Origin of the sequence: Lysinibacillus sp. S1, assembly GCF_044986265.1 — a bacterium.
In the GTDB taxonomy this organism is placed as follows: Bacteria; Bacillota; Bacilli; order Bacillales_A; family Planococcaceae; genus Lysinibacillus; species Lysinibacillus capsici.
In genome coordinates this window covers 2,736,409-2,753,734 of the sequence record NZ_CP173154.1, presented here as the reverse complement: position 1 = coordinate 2,753,734, position 17,326 = coordinate 2,736,409, and the positions used below count along the sequence as shown (strand labels likewise).

Here is a 17,326-nt window from a genome sequence, read left to right as displayed (position 1 = left end):
AGTTGTATAAAATATTAAGAATAAATACAAAAAAGGAGATATCTCTATTAATCTTCTGAGATATCTCCCCTGTACAGTGATAAATTTGATCATAAATGATTTTTCTAAAATAATTTATTACACTTTTTAAGAGATAGGAATCTTCACTGTAATTTGATAGTATTCTTCTGTATCTTCTTCTTCAGTTTTCACCGTAATCCCACTTTTCGTTACCATCGTTAAAGACTGTTTGATGGTATTCAAAGCAATACGTACATCTTTACTTATAGCTTTACGTTTCGGTTTAGCTTTCTTTGGAATTGATTCTTCCTGCTCATCAGCTACAGGATGTAATATAGCCTGGATTTGCTCCTCTAACTGTCGCACATTCCAATCATTTTCAATTGCTAGCTGCAAAATTTCTAGTTGCAATGGTTGATCTTTAATAGCAATTAAAGCACGTGCATGTCGTTCAGATATTTTTCGCTTCAAAATAGCTTGCTGTACTTCATCTGGCAGCCTTAATAAACGTAATTTGTTGGCTACAGTGGATTGTCCTTTTCCAAGTCTTTGGGCAAGAGCTTCCTGTGTTAGCTCATGAAGCTCTAATAATTTTTGATAGGCTACCGCTTCTTCAATAGCAGTTAACTCCTCACGCTGCAAGTTCTCTATTAACGCAATAGATGCTGTTTCCTTATCAGTTAAATTACGTACAATAGCAGGGACTTCTGTCCATTGTAGCTTTTTCATCGCTCGATAACGACGCTCACCAGCGATAATTTCATATTGATTGTCTGATGTTTTACGTACAACAATTGGCTGAATCACACCATGTGTATGAATGGTTCTTGATAATTCTTCAATTTTTTCATCATCAAAAATAGTACGTGGCTGAAAACGGTTAGGTACAATTTGATCAATAGGCAACTTTATGACTTCTTCCGCTGCATGAACCGCCTCTGCTTGTTCTACTTCATTTTTCACAATAGGCTCTGTTTTACTTCCGCCTCCAAAAAAACGTGAAAAAGGACTTTTCATCCAAGTGGCACCACCTTTAAGTAACTATCTTGCTCTGTGTCATTCTATTATTATTTATTATATTTCTTTAAATGTATATAGTTCATAGATGTCTTTTGCGTGAACCATCCATAACTAGTATGTATGCTCAAAATAGAAAAAATATTTTCCACTTTGAGAAGTTTCACATGAAACACTAATTATTGAATCGGTGTTTTATTTGGTACACCTGGCTTACGCGGATATTTTTTCGGTGTTCCTTTTATTTTATCAAATATATATAAAATGCGTTCACTTTCTTCAACAGGTAGCTTGAAAGAAAATTCCTCTCTCAGTTTAACACCCAATGTTGTTAAAGCTTTTTTAGCATCCTTTAGTTCTTCTGCCCCAGCTGCGGCTTTTAAAGCAACAAAATATCCATCTTGTTTCGCTAAAGGTACACATAACTCTGCTAGAACGGATAAACGAGCTACAGCTCGTGCTGTTACCACATCAAATTGTTCGCGGTATTTTAAATTTTGGCCAAACTCTTCCGCTCGAGCATGTACAAAATGCATATTCTCTAATTGTAACTCATCACTTAAATGATTTAAAAAGGTAATTCTTTTATTTAAGGAGTCGACAATTGTAACTTGTAAATGCGGGAAACAGATTTTAATTGGGATACTTGGGAAACCAGCTCCTGCCCCAACATCACAAACAGTTATGACTTTTGAAAAATCAAAGTAAAATGAAGGACTAATCGAATCGAAGAAATGCTTTAAATACACGCCTTCTAAATCTGTAATGGCAGTTAAATTCATCTTTTCATTCCACTCAACAAGTAATTCAAAATACTTTTTAAATTGAGCAATCTGTATATCAGAAAGTTCGATACCTTTCTCTTTCAGAGCCTCAATAAATTGTTGTTCGTTCATGTAAAGTCTCCTTTGTTGATCTAGCTATACAACTCCAACTAATAGTATAGCTTTAAAAATAGGAAGCGGGCACAATGGTATGCCCGCCTCTTATTCACTTTACTGTTGTTGATGATCAGCTGCTTACTTTCGCAATTTTACCTTGTTCAATATAAACAAGCAGAATTGAAATATCAGCTGGATTAACACCAGAAATACGAGAGGCTTGCGCAATAGATAGAGGTGTAACTTGTTTTAATTTTTGACGCGCTTCTGTTGCTAAACCTGAAATAGCATCGTAATCAATATTCTCAGGAATTTTTTTGTTTTCCATTTTGTGTAGTTTCTCTACCTGTTGCAATGCTTTTTCGATATAGCCTTCATATTTAAGCTGGATTTCAATTTGTTCTTTCACTTCATCCGCCAATTCGATTTCTGCCGGAATTAAAGAAGAAATTAACTCATAATGCATTTCAGGGCGTTTTAATAAATCTGCACCACGTATACCGTCTTTTAATTCACTACCACCAACAGAACGAATAACAGATTGTGTCGCTTCATTTGGCTTAATAATGACTTCACGAAGACGTGCAATTTCATTTTCAATCAGCTCTTTTTTCTCATTGAAACTAGCATATCTTTCTTGTGGAATCATCCCCATATTGTAAGCTAACTCTATTAATCGTAGATCTGCATTATCATGACGTAATAGTAAACGATATTCTGCACGAGATGTTAATAAACGATATGGCTCATTTGTTCCTTTTGTCACTAGGTCATCGATCAAAACGCCAATATAAGCATCCGAACGGCTCAAAATTAATTCGTCTTTACCTAGTACATTAGCAGCAGCATTCATGCCCGCCATTAAGCCTTGCGCGGCAGCTTCTTCATAGCCAGATGTACCGTTGATTTGGCCCGCTGTATATAAGCCTTTAATACGTTTTGTTTCTAAAGTTGGCCATAGTTGTGTTGGCACAATTGAATCGTATTCAATAGCATAACCAGCGCGCATCATTTCCGCATTCTCTAAGCCAGGTATAGATTTTAGTAAACGTGTTTGAACATGCTCTGGTAGGCTTGTTGACAAACCTTGAACATAAACCTCACGTGTATTGCGGCCTTCTGGCTCTAAGAAGATTTGGTGTCTTGGCTTATCATTAAAACGTACAACTTTATCTTCAATAGATGGGCAATAACGTGGACCTGTCCCTTTAATCATCCCTGAATACATCGGTGAAAGATGTAAATTTGCTTCAATAATTTCATGAGTTTCAGGGCTTGTATATGTTAACCAGCAAGGTAGCTGATCCATGATGAATTCAGTCGTTTCAAAACTAAATGCACGTGGAACATCATCACCTGGTTGAATCTCTGTTTTGTCATAATCTATTGTTCGATTATTCACACGTGGTGGTGTACCTGTTTTAAATCGAACTAGATCAAAACCTAGCTCTTTTAAATTATCAGCTAAGCGAATTGACGGTTGTTGGTTATTAGGACCACTTGAATATTTAATATCACCAATAATGATTTCACCACGTAGGAAAGTACCTGTTGTCACGACAACTGTTTTAGCACGATAAACGGCACCAATTTGTGTAATGACCCCTTTTACTTCCCCATCCTCAATAATTAACTCTTCAACCATCCCTTGATGGATTGTTAAGTTTGGTGTTTCTTCTAATACTCGTTTCATTTCTTGCTGATACAAAACTTTGTCCGCTTGTGCGCGCAATGCACGTACAGCAGGGCCTTTCCCTGTATTCAACATTCGCATTTGAATATGCGTTTTATCTATCACTTTCCCCATGACGCCTCCTAAAGCGTCAATCTCACGTACGACAATTCCTTTGGCAGGACCACCAATAGATGGATTACATGGCATAAATGCAATCATATCTAAATTGATTGTTAGCATTAATGTGTTAGCACCCATTTTAGCCGCGGCATGTGCAGCTTCTGAACCTGCATGACCAGCACCAATCACAATCACATCAAACGTGCCTGCCTCGTATTTTGTTGGCATGCTCGTACCTTCCTTTCTTTCTGAAAATTATTTTCCTAAACAGAACTGAGAAAATAGTTGATTGATGAGGCTTTCTTGAACAGTATCACCAATGATTTCGCCAAGTATTTCCCATGTTCTTGTTACATCAATTTGTACCATATCAACTGGTACACCATCCTGTGCAGCTGCTATTGCATCTTCTACCGTTGCTTGCGCTTGGTGTAGAAGGGCAATATGTCTTGCGTTTGAAACATATGTTAAATCGCCCGCTTCGATTTGTCCCTCAAAGAACAATGCAGCAATGGCTTCTTCTAGCTCTGTAATACCCTCCTCTTGTAGCAGAGAAGTTGTTACAATGCGATGGTCACCAGCTAATTCCTTGACACGAGCCAAATCAATTTTTTGCGGTAAATCTGTTTTATTGACAATAACGATGTAATCCATCGCTTCAATTGTTTCGAATAGACGCTCATCCTCAGCAGTTAATTCATCTGCATAGTTTAATACAAACAGAATTAAATCAGCTCCACGAAGAGCTTCCCGTGAGCGTTCTACTCCAATTCGTTCAACAATATCTTCTGTTTCCCGAATACCCGCTGTATCCACTAAACGAAGTGGAACACCTCGGACATTGACGTACTCCTCTATAATATCACGAGTAGTCCCTGCAATATCTGTCACTATGGCCTTATTTTCTTGTACTAAGCTATTTAAAAGTGAAGATTTCCCTACATTCGGACGACCTAAAATAACTGTTGATAATCCCTCACGTAAAATTTTTCCTTGAGAAGATGTTTGCAAAAGTTTTATAATTTCATTTTTTACCCATGTACATTTCTCTACTAATACAGGTACAGTCATTTCTTCTACATCATCATACTCTGGATAATCTATATTAACCTCTACTTGGGCTAATGTCTCTAGTAAAGCTTGGCGCAAATCACCAATAAGTCTCGATAATTTTCCATCCATTTGACCCAGAGCCACATTCATCGCACGATCTGTTTTAGCTCTTATCAAATCCATTACTGCTTCAGCCTGTGATAAATCAATACGTCCGTTTAAAAAGGCACGTTTTGTGAATTCACCTGGCTCAGCTAACCTTGCTCCATTTGTTAAAGCAAGTTGCAACACGCGTTTGACTGAAACTAATCCACCATGACAGTTTATTTCAACTACATCCTCACGTGTGAATGTTTTTGGCCCACGCATCAGCGATAGCATTACTTCCTCTACTACCTCATTAGTTTTAGGATCGACTAAATGTCCATAATGAATAGTGTGCGAATCTTTGGTTGTTAAACTTTTTCCCCCGGGTGATTTGAATATTTTGTCTGCAATCGTCACAGCCTCGTCTCCACTTAAACGAACGATGGCTATGGCACCTTCACCCATCGGTGTGGATATCGCAGCAATTGTATCGAACTCCATTTAATGACCTCCTCAACGTTATCCACATGTGGATAATCAAAACCGACCAATACTTACTAACACCTTAGACTAACATATTTTCAGCAAAATCTAAAGTAAGGATCATTTCCAAATGTGGATAAAATCAATTTTTCGCTAATCATATTTTCGACAAAATTTGCTACGTTTCATTAAAAAAGGTCATTTTATCTAAAAGATAAAATGACCTTTCAAAATATATTGTCTGTATGATTATGTGAAACAGTCTAATTATTTTTTTACGGGTTCTATTACTAAATAACGATTAGGCTCCGTACCTTCTGAATACGTTTCAAGATCTAGACGGTTTGCTAATTGATTATGAATTATCTTTCGTTCGTAAGACGGCATTGGTTCAAATGCCACACGTTGATTTAAGCGTAATGCCTTATCCGCCATTCGATCCGCAAGTAATTCTAAAGCTACTTGTCGACGCTCGCGATAGTTTTCTACATCTAGTTTCACCATTAAGAACTGCTTTGCGCTTTTATTTAATACGAGTTGTGTTAATTGCTGTAAGGAATTTAATGTTTGACCTCGTTTCCCTATAAGCAGGGCAGCTTTCTCACTTTTTAGTTGAAATAATACATATTTCCCTTCGCGTGTCGTAGCAATCTCAAGATCATGAATAGCCAATTGTTCAGCGATACTACTTAAATAAGCCTTTGCCTCTTCAATTGGATTTGCTGAGTCTCCATCCTCATCTTGTTCTTTAACGACTTGTTGAACTTCTTCCATTTCACTTGGTTGTTCAGAAACTTGTGAACTTAGTGTTTCAACATCATCTACTTCTATTGGTTCATATAATTGAGTTACTACCTGCAATTGCGCATTGTCGCTTTCAATTGTCGGAACCTGAACTTCTTTTACTGTTACACGTATCTCTGCAGAACGTGCACCAAAACCTAAAAATCCTTTTTTACCTTCTTGTAAAACTTCAACATCTACTTGTTCACGGGTTTTGCCAAGTTTCTGTAACGCCAATGAGATCGCTTCTTGTGTTGTTGCGCCTATTTGCGTAAGTTGTTTCACTTTTTAGCCCCTCCATTTTGAGCAGGTTGTGTTTTATCTTTATTCCAAGGTTTATAAATGTACAAGTTTTGGAAAATCGAAATAATGTTTCCGATTACCCAGTATAATGATAATGCAGCTGGTAAGGCCATACCAAAACCAATAATCATGAATGGCATAATATACATCATAATTTTCATTTGAGGATTATCCATTGCTGGTCCTGTACGTAACACGATAAATTGCATTAAGCCAGCTGTAATAGCTAATGCAGGTGCAGGATCTGCTAGCGGGAAGATAAAGAAATTCCCTAAATCAAATGTTGATGTTGCATTCATACGGCTAATTGCATGATAGAAACCAATTAAGATTGGCATTTGAATGATTACTGGTAAGCATCCTGCAAGTGGATTTACTCCAGATTCACTCATTAACTTCATCATTTCTTGCTGATATTGTTGTTGTGTCTGAGCATCCTTAGAAGCATACTTCTTTTGCAGTTCCTTCAATTTTGGTTGAATTTCTTGCATCTTTTTAGAACTCTTTGTTTGTTTGATCATCAATGGCAAAATTGCTAAACGAATAATAATCGTTACGGCAATGATCCCCCATGCATACGTACCTAGCAGATCAGCAAAGTATTTTATTGCTGATACCAACGGCCAAACAATGAATTCATTCCAGAAGCCTGTGCTATCTTTGGAAATTGGTTCATTGAATTCTGTACAACCAGAAAGTAGTAAGGCTACCGATACTAGTGACAAAATTACCCAATGTTGTTTTTTCAACCTTCTTCCCCCTACAATTACTATTCACTTTTTCTTATTCTTATGGTTCTTTTTGTACCGACAGTTTCCTATCACATAATCGGTTTAACGTCAGTAGCCTTATCTTTATTTCAGTCCACTTTTGAGAGTCCTCGATGAAGATAAAGTTATCAGTTATTTTATCATGCCTATAACATTCACTCTACTAAATATTCTAACTACACACACTTATTCCTAAGATAAGTTGTGAATTTTACATATTTTTAAGCGAAAACTCTCGCCACAAATACCCCCGTGTGTATAATTCTCTTACATATAATTTTATGCAAAATCACATATTATTTATTCTATTGCTAACAGTACAGGCGTAATTTCACCACTTGGTTGCATACATTACACTTTTTTCATTACCTTTGCGATTCGTAGTACATGCTGCAAACTTTGTTTCACTTCATGAAAATCCATAGTGGCCGCCGGATGTCTGGCGATAATAACATAATCCATATTCGGCTTTAGCTCATCTTTTAATTCATGAATACTTTGTCGAATATAGCGTTTTACTTGGTTGCGTGTTACCGCATTCCCAAGCTTCTTACTAACTGATAAACCAACACGAAATTCCGTTTGTCCCTCTTTTACTAAAAAATAAACAACAAACTGACGATTAGCGAAAGATTTACCTTTTTTAAACACCTTTTGAAAATCATCATTCTTCTTCACTCGTTGGCGTTTTTTCATTTCTTTCACCTGCTATTAGATAATATCTTTTGATCCTCATTTCTAGGTTTACCAAAAATAAAGAAAAAAAAGACCACTGATGTGGCTCAGTGGACTTATTTTATGCTGATAAAACTTTTCTTCCTTTACGACGACGAGCAGCAAGAACTTTGCGACCGTTTTTCGTGCTCATACGTGCGCGGAAACCGTGTACTTTGCTGTGCTTACGTTTTTTTGGTTGGTAAGTACGTTTCATTTATATAGACACCTCCTGATATGAGTTGAATTTTTCAACATACAGACTCGAATATTATATAAAGTATCTAGTTATTTTGTCAATGAATTTCACAAATTTCTTTTAATCCGTCGAACTATCTATTTATTCTATTCTCAACTTTCTAGTGTTTGGAACTCTACTAGAAATAATTTTTCTACATAAACATAAAAATATTTATCCACAGAGTACTTGTTTTTTTTACACAGAGTTGTGTATAGTATTTTTTGCATTATTTTTTATCCACAACAATTATCTACAGGTTTCTCACATAAGCAGTGCTTGTGGACAACTATAAAGTGCATAACTGTAAGCTATGTGGATAAGTTTCACAAACTATTGAAATAGCTTTGTTTTTTTGATACGATTACTGTGCTTCACTTTGTTGAAAACTAAAACGAACATTTTAATTATCCACAACTGTTAATATGCTGTGGATAATTTTCATCACAGCCTTTGGTTAACTTTTATCCACAACTTGTGATTATGTGGACGAGTTATAAAATGAACGTATTTACAATTCTATAAATGCGATTTTTTTTGTATTGAACACTGTAAAGGAGATTAGCAGCTTGGAACATTTAGAAGAACTATGGAACAATGTCCTGGCTCAAGTTGAACAAAAAATTTCTAAACCAAGCTTCGAAACGTGGCTAAAGTCTACGAAGTTACTATCTTACAATGGTAGTGGGTCCACTGTGACAATCGCTGCGCCAAATTCGTTTGCTCGAGACTGGCTTGAAAATCATTATATTCATTTGATTACAGGTATATTAACGGAGCTAACAGGCGAAGACTTGCTTATTAAATTTGTTGTTCAAAAAAACCAGGATTCGGACGATTTTGATTTGCCAGCGCCGATTATCCAAGCAAAAAATAATGAACATCATGATATTTCACCAGGTATGTTAAACCCGAAATATACTTTTGACACGTTTGTTATTGGCTCTGGTAACCGCTTTGCACATGCAGCTTCGCTAGCTGTAGCTGAAGCACCTGCTAAGGCATACAATCCATTCTTTATTTATGGGGGAGTAGGGCTAGGTAAAACGCACTTAATGCACGCTATTGGTCATTATGTATTAGAGCATAATCCAAATGCTAAAGTAGTGTACTTATCATCCGAGAAATTTACAAATGAATTTATTAACTCAATTCGTGATAACAAAGCACTTGATTTTCGCAATAAGTACCGCAACGTGGATGTACTGCTAATTGATGATATTCAATTCCTTGCTGGAAAAGAATCAACTCAAGAAGAATTTTTCCACACTTTTAATACTTTACATGAAGAATCCAAACAAATTGTTATATCAAGTGACCGACCTCCTAAGGAGATCCCAACTTTAGAAGATCGGCTCCGTTCACGTTTCGAGTGGGGGTTAATAACTGATATTGCGCCACCCGATTTGGAAACTCGTATCGCTATTTTGCGTAAAAAAGCAAAAGCAGACGGTCTAGAGGTACCAAATGAAGTAATGCTTTATATTGCGAACCAGATTGACTCCAATATTAGGGAGCTTGAAGGTGCGCTTATTCGCGTCGTTGCCTACTCATCTCTTGTAAACAAAGATATTACAGCGACATTAGCTGCCGAGGCATTGAAGGATATCATTCCAAATTCAAAACCGCGAACAGTGACAATATTAGACATTCAAAATGCAGTAGGGGAACATTTTAGTATACGTTTGGAAGATTTCGCTGCTAAAAAACGTACTAAATTAATTGCTTTTCCACGTCAAATCGCTATGTACTTATCGCGCGAGTTGACAGATTTTTCGCTGCCCAAAATTGGCGAAGAATTTGGTGGCCGCGATCATACGACTGTCATCCATGCGCACGAAAAAATATCTTCTATGTTGAAAAATGACGTTCAACTTCAACAAGATGTTAAACAAATTCGTAGTATGCTAGGCAAGTAATTGCTGTGGACAAACTAACTATTTAAACACAAACTTATACACAGTCTATCTACATGTGGATAGACTGATTTTATTCATAAAAATATACTTATCCACAAATCCACAGGGCCTATTACTATATCTTTTTATTTTATATAAATAAATAATATAAATATGTGAGGGAAAACGAATGAAATTTGATATTTTACGTGACCGTTTATTAGAAGGTTTAAATGATGTCATGAAAGCAGTAAGTTCAAAAACAACTATTCCGATTTTAACTGGTATTAAAATTGACGTAACAGAGGAAGGGATCCGCTTAACTGGTAGTGATGCTGATATAACTATTCAAACATTTATTCCAGTAGAAGAAGATGGACAACAAATTATTCACATTACAGAAACAGGTTCAATTGTTGTACAAGCACGTATGTTTAATGAAATCGTACGTAAATTACCAACAAACGATGTTGAAATTCAAGTAACACCAGGTTTCCAAACGCATATTCGTTCAGGGAAATCGGAATTCCATTTAATTGGCTCAGATGCAGCAGAGTATCCTTTATTACCAGAGCTTACAGAAGATCAAAAATTTACTATTCCTGCTGATCTCTTAAAAACAATTATCCGTGAAACAGTATTCGCTGTTGCCACTTCAGAAAGTAGACCCGTGTTGACAGGTGTAAACTGGCAGATCAAAAATGAAACATTAATCTGTGTTGCAACAGATAGTCATCGTTTGGCAAGACGTAAAGTGCAACTCGAAAATTTACCAGAAGTTGAACATAGTGTAGTAATTCCAGGGAAAAGTTTGAATGAATTAAATAAAGTACTTGAAGATTCTACAAATCTTGTCCAAATCGTTATTACAAGTCAGCAAGTATTATTTAAAACTGGTGATGTATTATTCTTCTCTCGCTTACTGGAAGGAAATTATCCTGACACAACTCGTTTAATTCCTGAAGAGTATCAAACAAATATAACAATTAATGGTAAATCTTTATTACAAGCTATTGACCGTGCATCACTTGTTGCACGAGGAGATCGTAATAATGTTGTCCGTTTTGAAATTTTAGATAACCAAGCAGTTGAGGTTTCTTCTAATTCTCCTGAAATCGGTAAAGTACAAGAAGAAATTCCTGTGGAAGCATTAGAAGGGGAAGGTTTGAAAATCTCATTCAGTGCAAAATATATGATGGAAGCATTAAAAGCAATAGATGGACAAGACGTAGTTATTCAATTTACTGGGGCAATGAGACCGTTTATTTTACGTTCCGTTCATGATGATGCTATTTTACAATTAATTTTACCTGTACGAACTTACTAAAGAATATAAGATCTGTTAAGATAGTCGCTCATTGTGACTATCTTTTTTTACTTATGGCGTAATTTTAGGTATGATAGAGAGATAGACAGTCTGTATTCGGAGGGGAACACACTATGCAGGACATTAAAATTGATGAGGAGTTCATCACGTTAGGGCAACTTTTAAAAATTACTGATGCCATTAGTTCAGGTGGTATGGCCAAGTGGTTTTTACAAGAACATGCTGTATATGTAAACGGAGAAGTAGACGATCGTCGAGGTCGTAAATTACGTAACGGAGATATTGTAAATATTCCTGGATGTGGTCGTTTTCAAATTATAGGACCAACTGGACAATAAATTATGTATATTGAGCAAATAAAACTTACAAATTACCGTAACTATGATGCCTTAGCTTTAAACTTCTCTCCAAAAATTAATGTTTTCATTGGTGAAAATGCACAAGGAAAAACAAATGTTATGGAGTCCATCTATGTTTTAGCAATGGCTAAGTCCCATCGAACAACGAACGATAAAGAATTGATACGTTGGGATTCAGACTATGGTAAAATAGAAGGGGCCGTTAAAAAAAGGCATGGTATTTTACCGATCGAACTTACGATTACAAAGAAAGGTAAAAAGGGCAAGATAAATCATATAGAGCAAAGTCGCCTTAGTCATTATATTGGTCAAATGAATGTCGTTATGTTTGCGCCAGAGGATTTGAACGTTGTTAAGGGAAGTCCGCAAATACGTCGGCGTTTTATTGATATGGAGATTGGGCAAATTTCGCCTGTCTATTTACATGATTTATTAACCTTTCAAAAAGTTTTAAAACAACGTAACCATTTTTTAAAAATGAACCAAGGCAAGTCCATGCCAAATGATGTGATGTATGAGGTCTACAATGAACAATATATTCACGCTGCTACCCAAATTATTCGTAAAAGATTTCAATTTATGGATTTATTGCAAGAGTGGGCGGAACCCATACACGCAGGTATATCGCAAGGTAAGGAAACACTGGTTATAAAATATCGTACGGTAGCTGGTATTGAAAAAGAACACTCTACTAGTGAAATTGAAAATACTTTACATCAAAAATTAATTGAAGCGAGAGAACGTGAATTTGATAGAGGCGTGACATTAGTTGGTCCACACCGAGATGATTTACAATTTTTAGTGAATGGCTATGATGTTCAAACTTATGGTTCACAAGGACAGCAGCGTACTACTGCATTGTCTTTAAAGCTTGCTGAAATTGAATTAATTAAACAAGAAACAAATGAAACACCCATACTACTTTTAGATGATGTTTTATCGGAACTCGATGATTATCGCCAATCGCATTTATTAAATACCATTCAGGGTGAAGTCCAAACCTTTGTTACAACCACAAGTGTGGAAGGAATTCATCATGAAACGATGGAACAGGCTCAACTGTTCCACGTGAAACAAGGTGCGATTGAAAGAAGTTAGCCAGGGTAGTTTTTTAGATTACAAAAAGAATGGTAATAGTCAGCTCGGTTGACTGTTCATTCATTTACACACAATGATGTTATGAAGGAGTAGATGAAAGCCGTGGCTATAGAGAACGAAGGTTTACAAAACCAAGCTTATGAGGCCGATCAGATACAGGTATTAGAAGGTTTAGAAGCAGTACGTAAAAGACCAGGGATGTATATCGGTTCAACTAGCTCTAAAGGGCTTCACCATTTAGTATGGGAAATTGTTGATAATAGTATCGATGAAGCACTTGCAGGATTTTGTACAGATATCAAAGTAACAATTGAAAAAGAAAACTGGATTCGTGTAGAAGATAACGGTCGTGGTATTCCAGTTAGTATTCAAGAAAAAATGGGTAAGCCTGCTGTTGAAGTTATTATGACTGTTTTACATGCTGGTGGTAAATTTGGCGGTGGAGGCTATAAAGTTTCTGGTGGTCTTCATGGAGTTGGAGCATCAGTAGTAAATGCACTTTCTGTGGAAACAATTGTTCAAGTACATCGTGAAGGTCATATCCATGAAATAAAATTTGAACGTGGAAAAACAGTTCAAGAGTTAATGGTTATCGGTGACACAGATCATAATGGTACAACAACGCGTTTTAAAGCTGACCCAGAAATATTTAAAGAAACTACTGTTTATGAATATGATATTTTAGCTCATCGTATTAGAGAATTGGCTTATTTAAATCGTGGTATTAAGATTACGATTGCTGATGAACGAGAAGAAGAGATTCGCTCAACAACATACCACTATGAAGGTGGTATTCGCTCTTATGTTGAGCATTTAAATCAATCCAAAGAGCCAATCCATGATCCAATTGATGTTCTTGGGGAGAAGGATGGCATCACAGTAGAAATTGCTATGCAATATAATGCTGGATTCTCTTCTAATATTTTTTCATTTGCTAATAACATTAATACGTATGAGGGCGGTACACATGAGTCAGGGTTTAAAACAGCCCTTACACGCGTTATTAATGACTATGCACGAAAAAGTGGATTACTAAAAGAATCTGACGCTAATCTTACAGGTGAGGATGTACGAGAAGGGTTAACAGCTATAGTTTCTGTGAAACACCCAGATCCGCAATTTGAAGGACAAACAAAAACAAAGTTAGGGAATTCAGAAGTAAGTCAAATTACCAATTCTTTGTTCTCAGATGGCTTTGAGCGTTTTATGTTAGAAAATCCAACGGTTGCACGAAAGATTGTGGAAAAAGGATTAATGGCAGCCCGTGCTCGTGTAGCTGCGAAAAAAGCACGTGAGTTTACTCGTCGTAAAAATGCCCTCGAAGTATCTAGCTTACCGGGTAAATTAGCTGACTGTTCTTCTACTAACCCAGCTGATTGTGAAATTTATATTGTTGAGGGTGATTCTGCCGGCGGTTCGGCTAAATCTGGACGTGATCGACACTTCCAAGCAATTTTACCTTTACGTGGTAAAATCCTTAACGTTGAGAAAGCTCGTTTAGATAAAATCTTATCTAATGCGGAAATCCGTGCGATGATAACAGCATTCGGCACAGGTATTGGTGAGGAGTTTAATTTAGAGAAAGCTCGTTATCATAAAATCATTATCATGACAGATGCCGATGTCGATGGGGCACATATTCGTACATTACTTTTAACATTCTTCTTCCGTTTCCTTCGACCACTTATAGAAGCAGGCTATATTTATATTGCACAGCCACCACTTTATCAAGTGAAACAAGGTAAACATATTGAGTATTGCTATGATGAAGAGACATTAAAAGAAATTTTAGAACGGCTACCAAAAATGCCAAAGCCAAATGTGCAGCGTTATAAAGGTCTTGGAGAAATGAACGCTGAGCAGCTTTGGGAAACAACAATGGATCCTGAGTACCGCACATTATTACAAGTAGAATTAGATGATGCAATTAAAGCAAACCAAGCATTTGAACGTTTAATGGGCGATGAAGTTGAACCTCGTCGTCAATTTATCGAGGAAAATGCCGTATACGCTAATTTAGATATCTAATTTTTCTTGAGAGGAGGTCTACACTTTGTCAGAACAAGAACGCTCCGGTGTTAAAGGAGTTAATATAACAGAAGAAATTGAAACATCCTTTCTTGATTATGCAATGAGTGTAATTGTATCACGTGCATTACCTGATGTACGTGATGGATTAAAACCAGTTCATCGTCGTATTTTATATGGGATGCAGGAATTAGGTAATACAGCAGATAAAGCCTACAAAAAGTCAGCACGTATCGTTGGGGATGTAATGGGTAAGTACCATCCACATGGTGACTCTTCCATCTATGATGCAATGGTACGTATGGCACAAGATTTTAGCTATCGCTACATGCTTGTTGATGGTCACGGAAACTTCGGTTCTGTTGATGGTGATGGCGCAGCAGCCATGCGTTATACAGAATCACGTATGTCTAAAATAGCAATGGAAATGCTCCGTGATATTAATAAAGATACAATTGACTATACAGATAACTATGATGGATCAGAAAAAGAACCAATAGTTTTACCAAGTCGCTATCCAAATCTTTTAGTAAACGGTGCTGCAGGGATTGCTGTAGGTATGGCAACAAATATTCCACCACATCAATTGGGCGAAACAATTGATGCTGTTATAGCACTTTCTGAAAATCCAGCCATTACGACTGAAGAGCTGATGGAAATCATTCCTGGCCCTGATTTTCCTACTGGTGGATTAATTTTAGGACGTAGTGGTATTCGTAGAGCCTATGAAACTGGTCGAGGTTCCATTATCATCCGTGCGAAAGTGGAAATTGAGCAAAAGGCAAATGGTAAGGAAACTATTCTTATTCATGAATTGCCTTACCAAGTGAATAAGGCTAAGCTTATTGAAAAAATTGCAGAGCTTGTACGTGATAAAAAAATAGATGGAATCACAAATTTACGTGATGAATCAGACCGTCGTGGTATGCGTGTAGTGATTGAAGTTCGTAAAGATGCAAATGCTAATGTTGTACTAAATAATTTATATAAACAAACAGCTATGCAATCTAGCTTCGGTATCAATATGCTATCTTTAGTAAACGGTCAGCCTAAAGTATTAGGCTTAAAAGAAATGCTATACCATTATTTAGAACACCAAAAAGTAATTATTCGTCGTCGTACAGAGTTTGATCTTCGAAAAGCTGAAGACCGCGCTCACATTTTAGAGGGCTTACGAATCGCACTCGATCATATTGATGAAATAATCGCTATTATACGTGGTTCACGTAGTGGTGAAGAAGCAAAACCTCAATTAATGGAACGCTTTAACTTATCGGAGCGTCAGGCTCAAGCTATTTTAGATATGCGCCTCGTTCGATTAAGTGGCTTAGAACGTGAAAAAATTGAAGCAGAATATCAAGAGCTTCAAGTTCTTATAGCTGAATTAAAGGCAATCTTAGCAGATGAAGAGAAAATTGTAGATATTATTCGTACTGAAATCTTAGAGTTGAAAGAACGTTTTAATGATACACGCCGTACTGAGATTACATCAGGTGGAATTGAAATGATTGAGGATGAGGATTTAATTCCTGTTGAAAACTCAGTTGTTACTTTAACACATAATGGCTATATCAAGCGTTTAGCTGCGAATACATATCGTAGTCAAAAGCGTGGTGGTCGTGGTGTACAAGGAATGGGTACAAATGAAGACGACTTTGTAGAGCATCTAATGAATACTTCTACCCACGATACAATTTTATTCTTCACGTCTAAAGGTAAAGTATTTAGAGCAAAAGGATATGAAATTCCTGAGTTCGGTCGTACTGCTAAAGGGTTACCAATCGTAAACTTGCTTAATATAGAAAAAGGCGAAAAAGTAACAGCTATGATTCGTGTTGCGTCGTTTGATGAAGATGCTTACTTTATCTTTACCACAAAAACAGGTATTACAAAACGTACCCCTGTATCACAATTTGCTAACATCCGAACAAATGGTTTAATCGCAATCAGCTTGAGAGAAGACGACGATCTTATTTCGGTACGTCTTACAGATGGAGAGAAACAAGTGATTATTGGTACTCGCGATGGTATGCTCGTTCGTTTCCAAGAAGACGACATTCGATCTATGGGCCGTACAGCTGGTGGTGTTCGAGGCATTAAGCTACGTGATGGTGATGAAGTAGTTGGCATGGAGATTGTTGAACCAGGGCAAGAAATATTAGTAGTAACTGAAAAAGGTTACGGTAAACGTACTTCTGAAGAGGACTATCGTTTACAAAGTCGTGGTGGAGTAGGACTGAAAACTATTCAGATTACAGATAAGAATGGTCCAATGGTGGCTGTAAAAACCGTCGATGGTTCTGAGGATTTAATGCTTATAACTATTAATGGTATGCTTATCCGTATGGATGTAAATGATATTTCATTAATTGGGCGCAGTACGCAAGGTGTACGTTTAATTCGACTAGGAGATGACGAATTGGTTGCAACTGTCGCTAAAGTGGAAAAAGCAGAAGAGTCTTTTGAAGACGAAGAGGAAGTCGAAGAATAAT

14 protein-coding genes are annotated in these 17,326 nt (G+C 36.7%); 6 read left to right on the top strand and 8 right to left on the bottom strand.

Annotated elements, in window-relative coordinates; genetic code table 11:
• Nucleotides 1-126: 126 nt before the first annotated feature.
• From noc to rpmH, 8 genes are all read right to left on the bottom strand, one after another.
• Nucleotides 127-1,017 (bottom strand): nucleoid occlusion protein, encoded by an 891-nt coding sequence (gene noc / locus ACHZEU_RS13635; protein WP_404803498.1) that lies wholly within the window; start codon nt 1,015-1,017, stop codon nt 127-129.
• A gap of 179 nt (nt 1,018-1,196) precedes the next feature.
• Complete coding sequence (gene rsmG, locus ACHZEU_RS13630; RefSeq protein WP_066038358.1) at nt 1,197-1,913, bottom strand: 16S rRNA (guanine(527)-N(7))-methyltransferase RsmG; 717 nt, start codon at nt 1,911-1,913, stop codon at nt 1,197-1,199.
• A 115-nt stretch (nt 1,914-2,028) separates the two neighbouring features.
• Complete coding sequence (mnmG, locus tag ACHZEU_RS13625) at nt 2,029-3,921, bottom strand: tRNA uridine-5-carboxymethylaminomethyl(34) synthesis enzyme MnmG (protein WP_349725876.1); 1,893 nt, start codon at nt 3,919-3,921, stop codon at nt 2,029-2,031.
• Nucleotides 3,922-3,948: 27 nt separating this feature from the next.
• Nucleotides 3,949-5,334 carry a tRNA uridine-5-carboxymethylaminomethyl(34) synthesis GTPase MnmE gene (gene mnmE / locus ACHZEU_RS13620; protein ID WP_054548811.1) on the bottom strand — a complete coding sequence of 462 codons (1,386 nt, stop codon included), beginning with the start codon at nt 5,332-5,334 and terminating at the stop codon, nt 3,949-3,951.
• A gap of 249 nt (nt 5,335-5,583) precedes the next feature.
• Complete coding sequence (jag, locus tag ACHZEU_RS13615; RefSeq protein WP_066038360.1) at nt 5,584-6,384, bottom strand: RNA-binding cell elongation regulator Jag/EloR; 801 nt, start codon at nt 6,382-6,384, stop codon at nt 5,584-5,586.
• Nucleotides 6,381-7,151, bottom strand: a complete 771-nt coding sequence (gene yidC / locus ACHZEU_RS13610; RefSeq protein ID WP_025115704.1) for a membrane protein insertase YidC — start codon at nt 7,149-7,151, stop codon at nt 6,381-6,383. Before yidC ends, jag begins: the two co-directional genes overlap by 4 nt.
• Before the next feature lie 372 nt (nt 7,152-7,523).
• Complete coding sequence (gene rnpA, locus ACHZEU_RS13605; RefSeq protein WP_048395204.1) at nt 7,524-7,868, bottom strand: ribonuclease P protein component; 345 nt, start codon at nt 7,866-7,868, stop codon at nt 7,524-7,526.
• 100 nt (nt 7,869-7,968) lie between these two features.
• Nucleotides 7,969-8,103 (bottom strand): 50S ribosomal protein L34, encoded by a 135-nt coding sequence (gene rpmH / locus ACHZEU_RS13600; RefSeq protein WP_004233310.1) that lies wholly within the window; start codon nt 8,101-8,103, stop codon nt 7,969-7,971.
• Between the two features lie 590 nt (nt 8,104-8,693).
• On the opposite strand from rpmH, the gene dnaA reads away from it, so the two are divergent.
• From dnaA to gyrA, 6 genes are all read left to right on the top strand, one after another.
• Nucleotides 8,694-10,043 (top strand): chromosomal replication initiator protein DnaA, encoded by a 1,350-nt coding sequence (dnaA, locus tag ACHZEU_RS13595; RefSeq protein WP_004233307.1) that lies wholly within the window; start codon nt 8,694-8,696, stop codon nt 10,041-10,043.
• A 169-nt stretch (nt 10,044-10,212) separates the two neighbouring features.
• Entirely contained in the window at nt 10,213-11,349 is a 1,137-nt protein-coding gene (dnaN, locus tag ACHZEU_RS13590; RefSeq protein ID WP_048395202.1) for a DNA polymerase III subunit beta, read from the top strand.
• 113 nt (nt 11,350-11,462) lie between these two features.
• Nucleotides 11,463-11,687 (top strand): S4 domain-containing protein YaaA, encoded by a 225-nt coding sequence (gene yaaA / locus ACHZEU_RS13585; protein WP_004233303.1) that lies wholly within the window; start codon nt 11,463-11,465, stop codon nt 11,685-11,687.
• Between the two features lie 3 nt (nt 11,688-11,690).
• Nucleotides 11,691-12,806, top strand: a complete 1,116-nt coding sequence (recF, locus tag ACHZEU_RS13580) for a DNA replication/repair protein RecF (RefSeq protein WP_048395200.1) — start codon at nt 11,691-11,693, stop codon at nt 12,804-12,806.
• A gap of 93 nt (nt 12,807-12,899) precedes the next feature.
• Nucleotides 12,900-14,834, top strand: a complete 1,935-nt coding sequence (gene gyrB, locus ACHZEU_RS13575; protein WP_048395198.1) for a DNA topoisomerase (ATP-hydrolyzing) subunit B — start codon at nt 12,900-12,902, stop codon at nt 14,832-14,834.
• 25 nt (nt 14,835-14,859) lie between these two features.
• On the top strand, nt 14,860-17,325 hold the full coding sequence (gyrA, locus tag ACHZEU_RS13570; protein WP_048395196.1) for a DNA gyrase subunit A: 2,466 nt from the start codon (nt 14,860-14,862) through the stop codon (nt 17,323-17,325).
• Nucleotide 17,326: the final 1 nt, after the last annotated feature.

Coding starts and splice junctions, on each gene's coding strand:
- noc (WP_404803498.1), bottom strand. CDS start 1,017: ATGAAAAGTCCTTTTTCACGTTTTTTTGGAGGCGGAAGTAAAACAGAG.
- rsmG (WP_066038358.1), bottom strand. CDS start 1,913: ATGAACGAACAACAATTTATTGAGGCTCTGAAAGAGAAAGGTATCGAA.
- mnmG (WP_349725876.1), bottom strand. CDS start 3,921: ATGCCAACAAAATACGAGGCAGGCACGTTTGATGTGATTGTGATTGGT.
- mnmE (WP_054548811.1), bottom strand. CDS start 5,334: ATGGAGTTCGATACAATTGCTGCGATATCCACACCGATGGGTGAAGGT.
- rnpA (WP_048395204.1), bottom strand. CDS start 7,868: ATGAAAAAACGCCAACGAGTGAAGAAGAATGATGATTTTCAAAAGGTG.
- rpmH (WP_004233310.1), bottom strand. CDS start 8,103: ATGAAACGTACTTACCAACCAAAAAAACGTAAGCACAGCAAAGTACAC.
- dnaN (WP_048395202.1), top strand. CDS start 10,213: ATGAAATTTGATATTTTACGTGACCGTTTATTAGAAGGTTTAAATGAT.
- yaaA (WP_004233303.1), top strand. CDS start 11,463: ATGCAGGACATTAAAATTGATGAGGAGTTCATCACGTTAGGGCAACTT.
- recF (WP_048395200.1), top strand. CDS start 11,691: ATGTATATTGAGCAAATAAAACTTACAAATTACCGTAACTATGATGCC.
- gyrB (WP_048395198.1), top strand. CDS start 12,900: ATGAAAGCCGTGGCTATAGAGAACGAAGGTTTACAAAACCAAGCTTAT.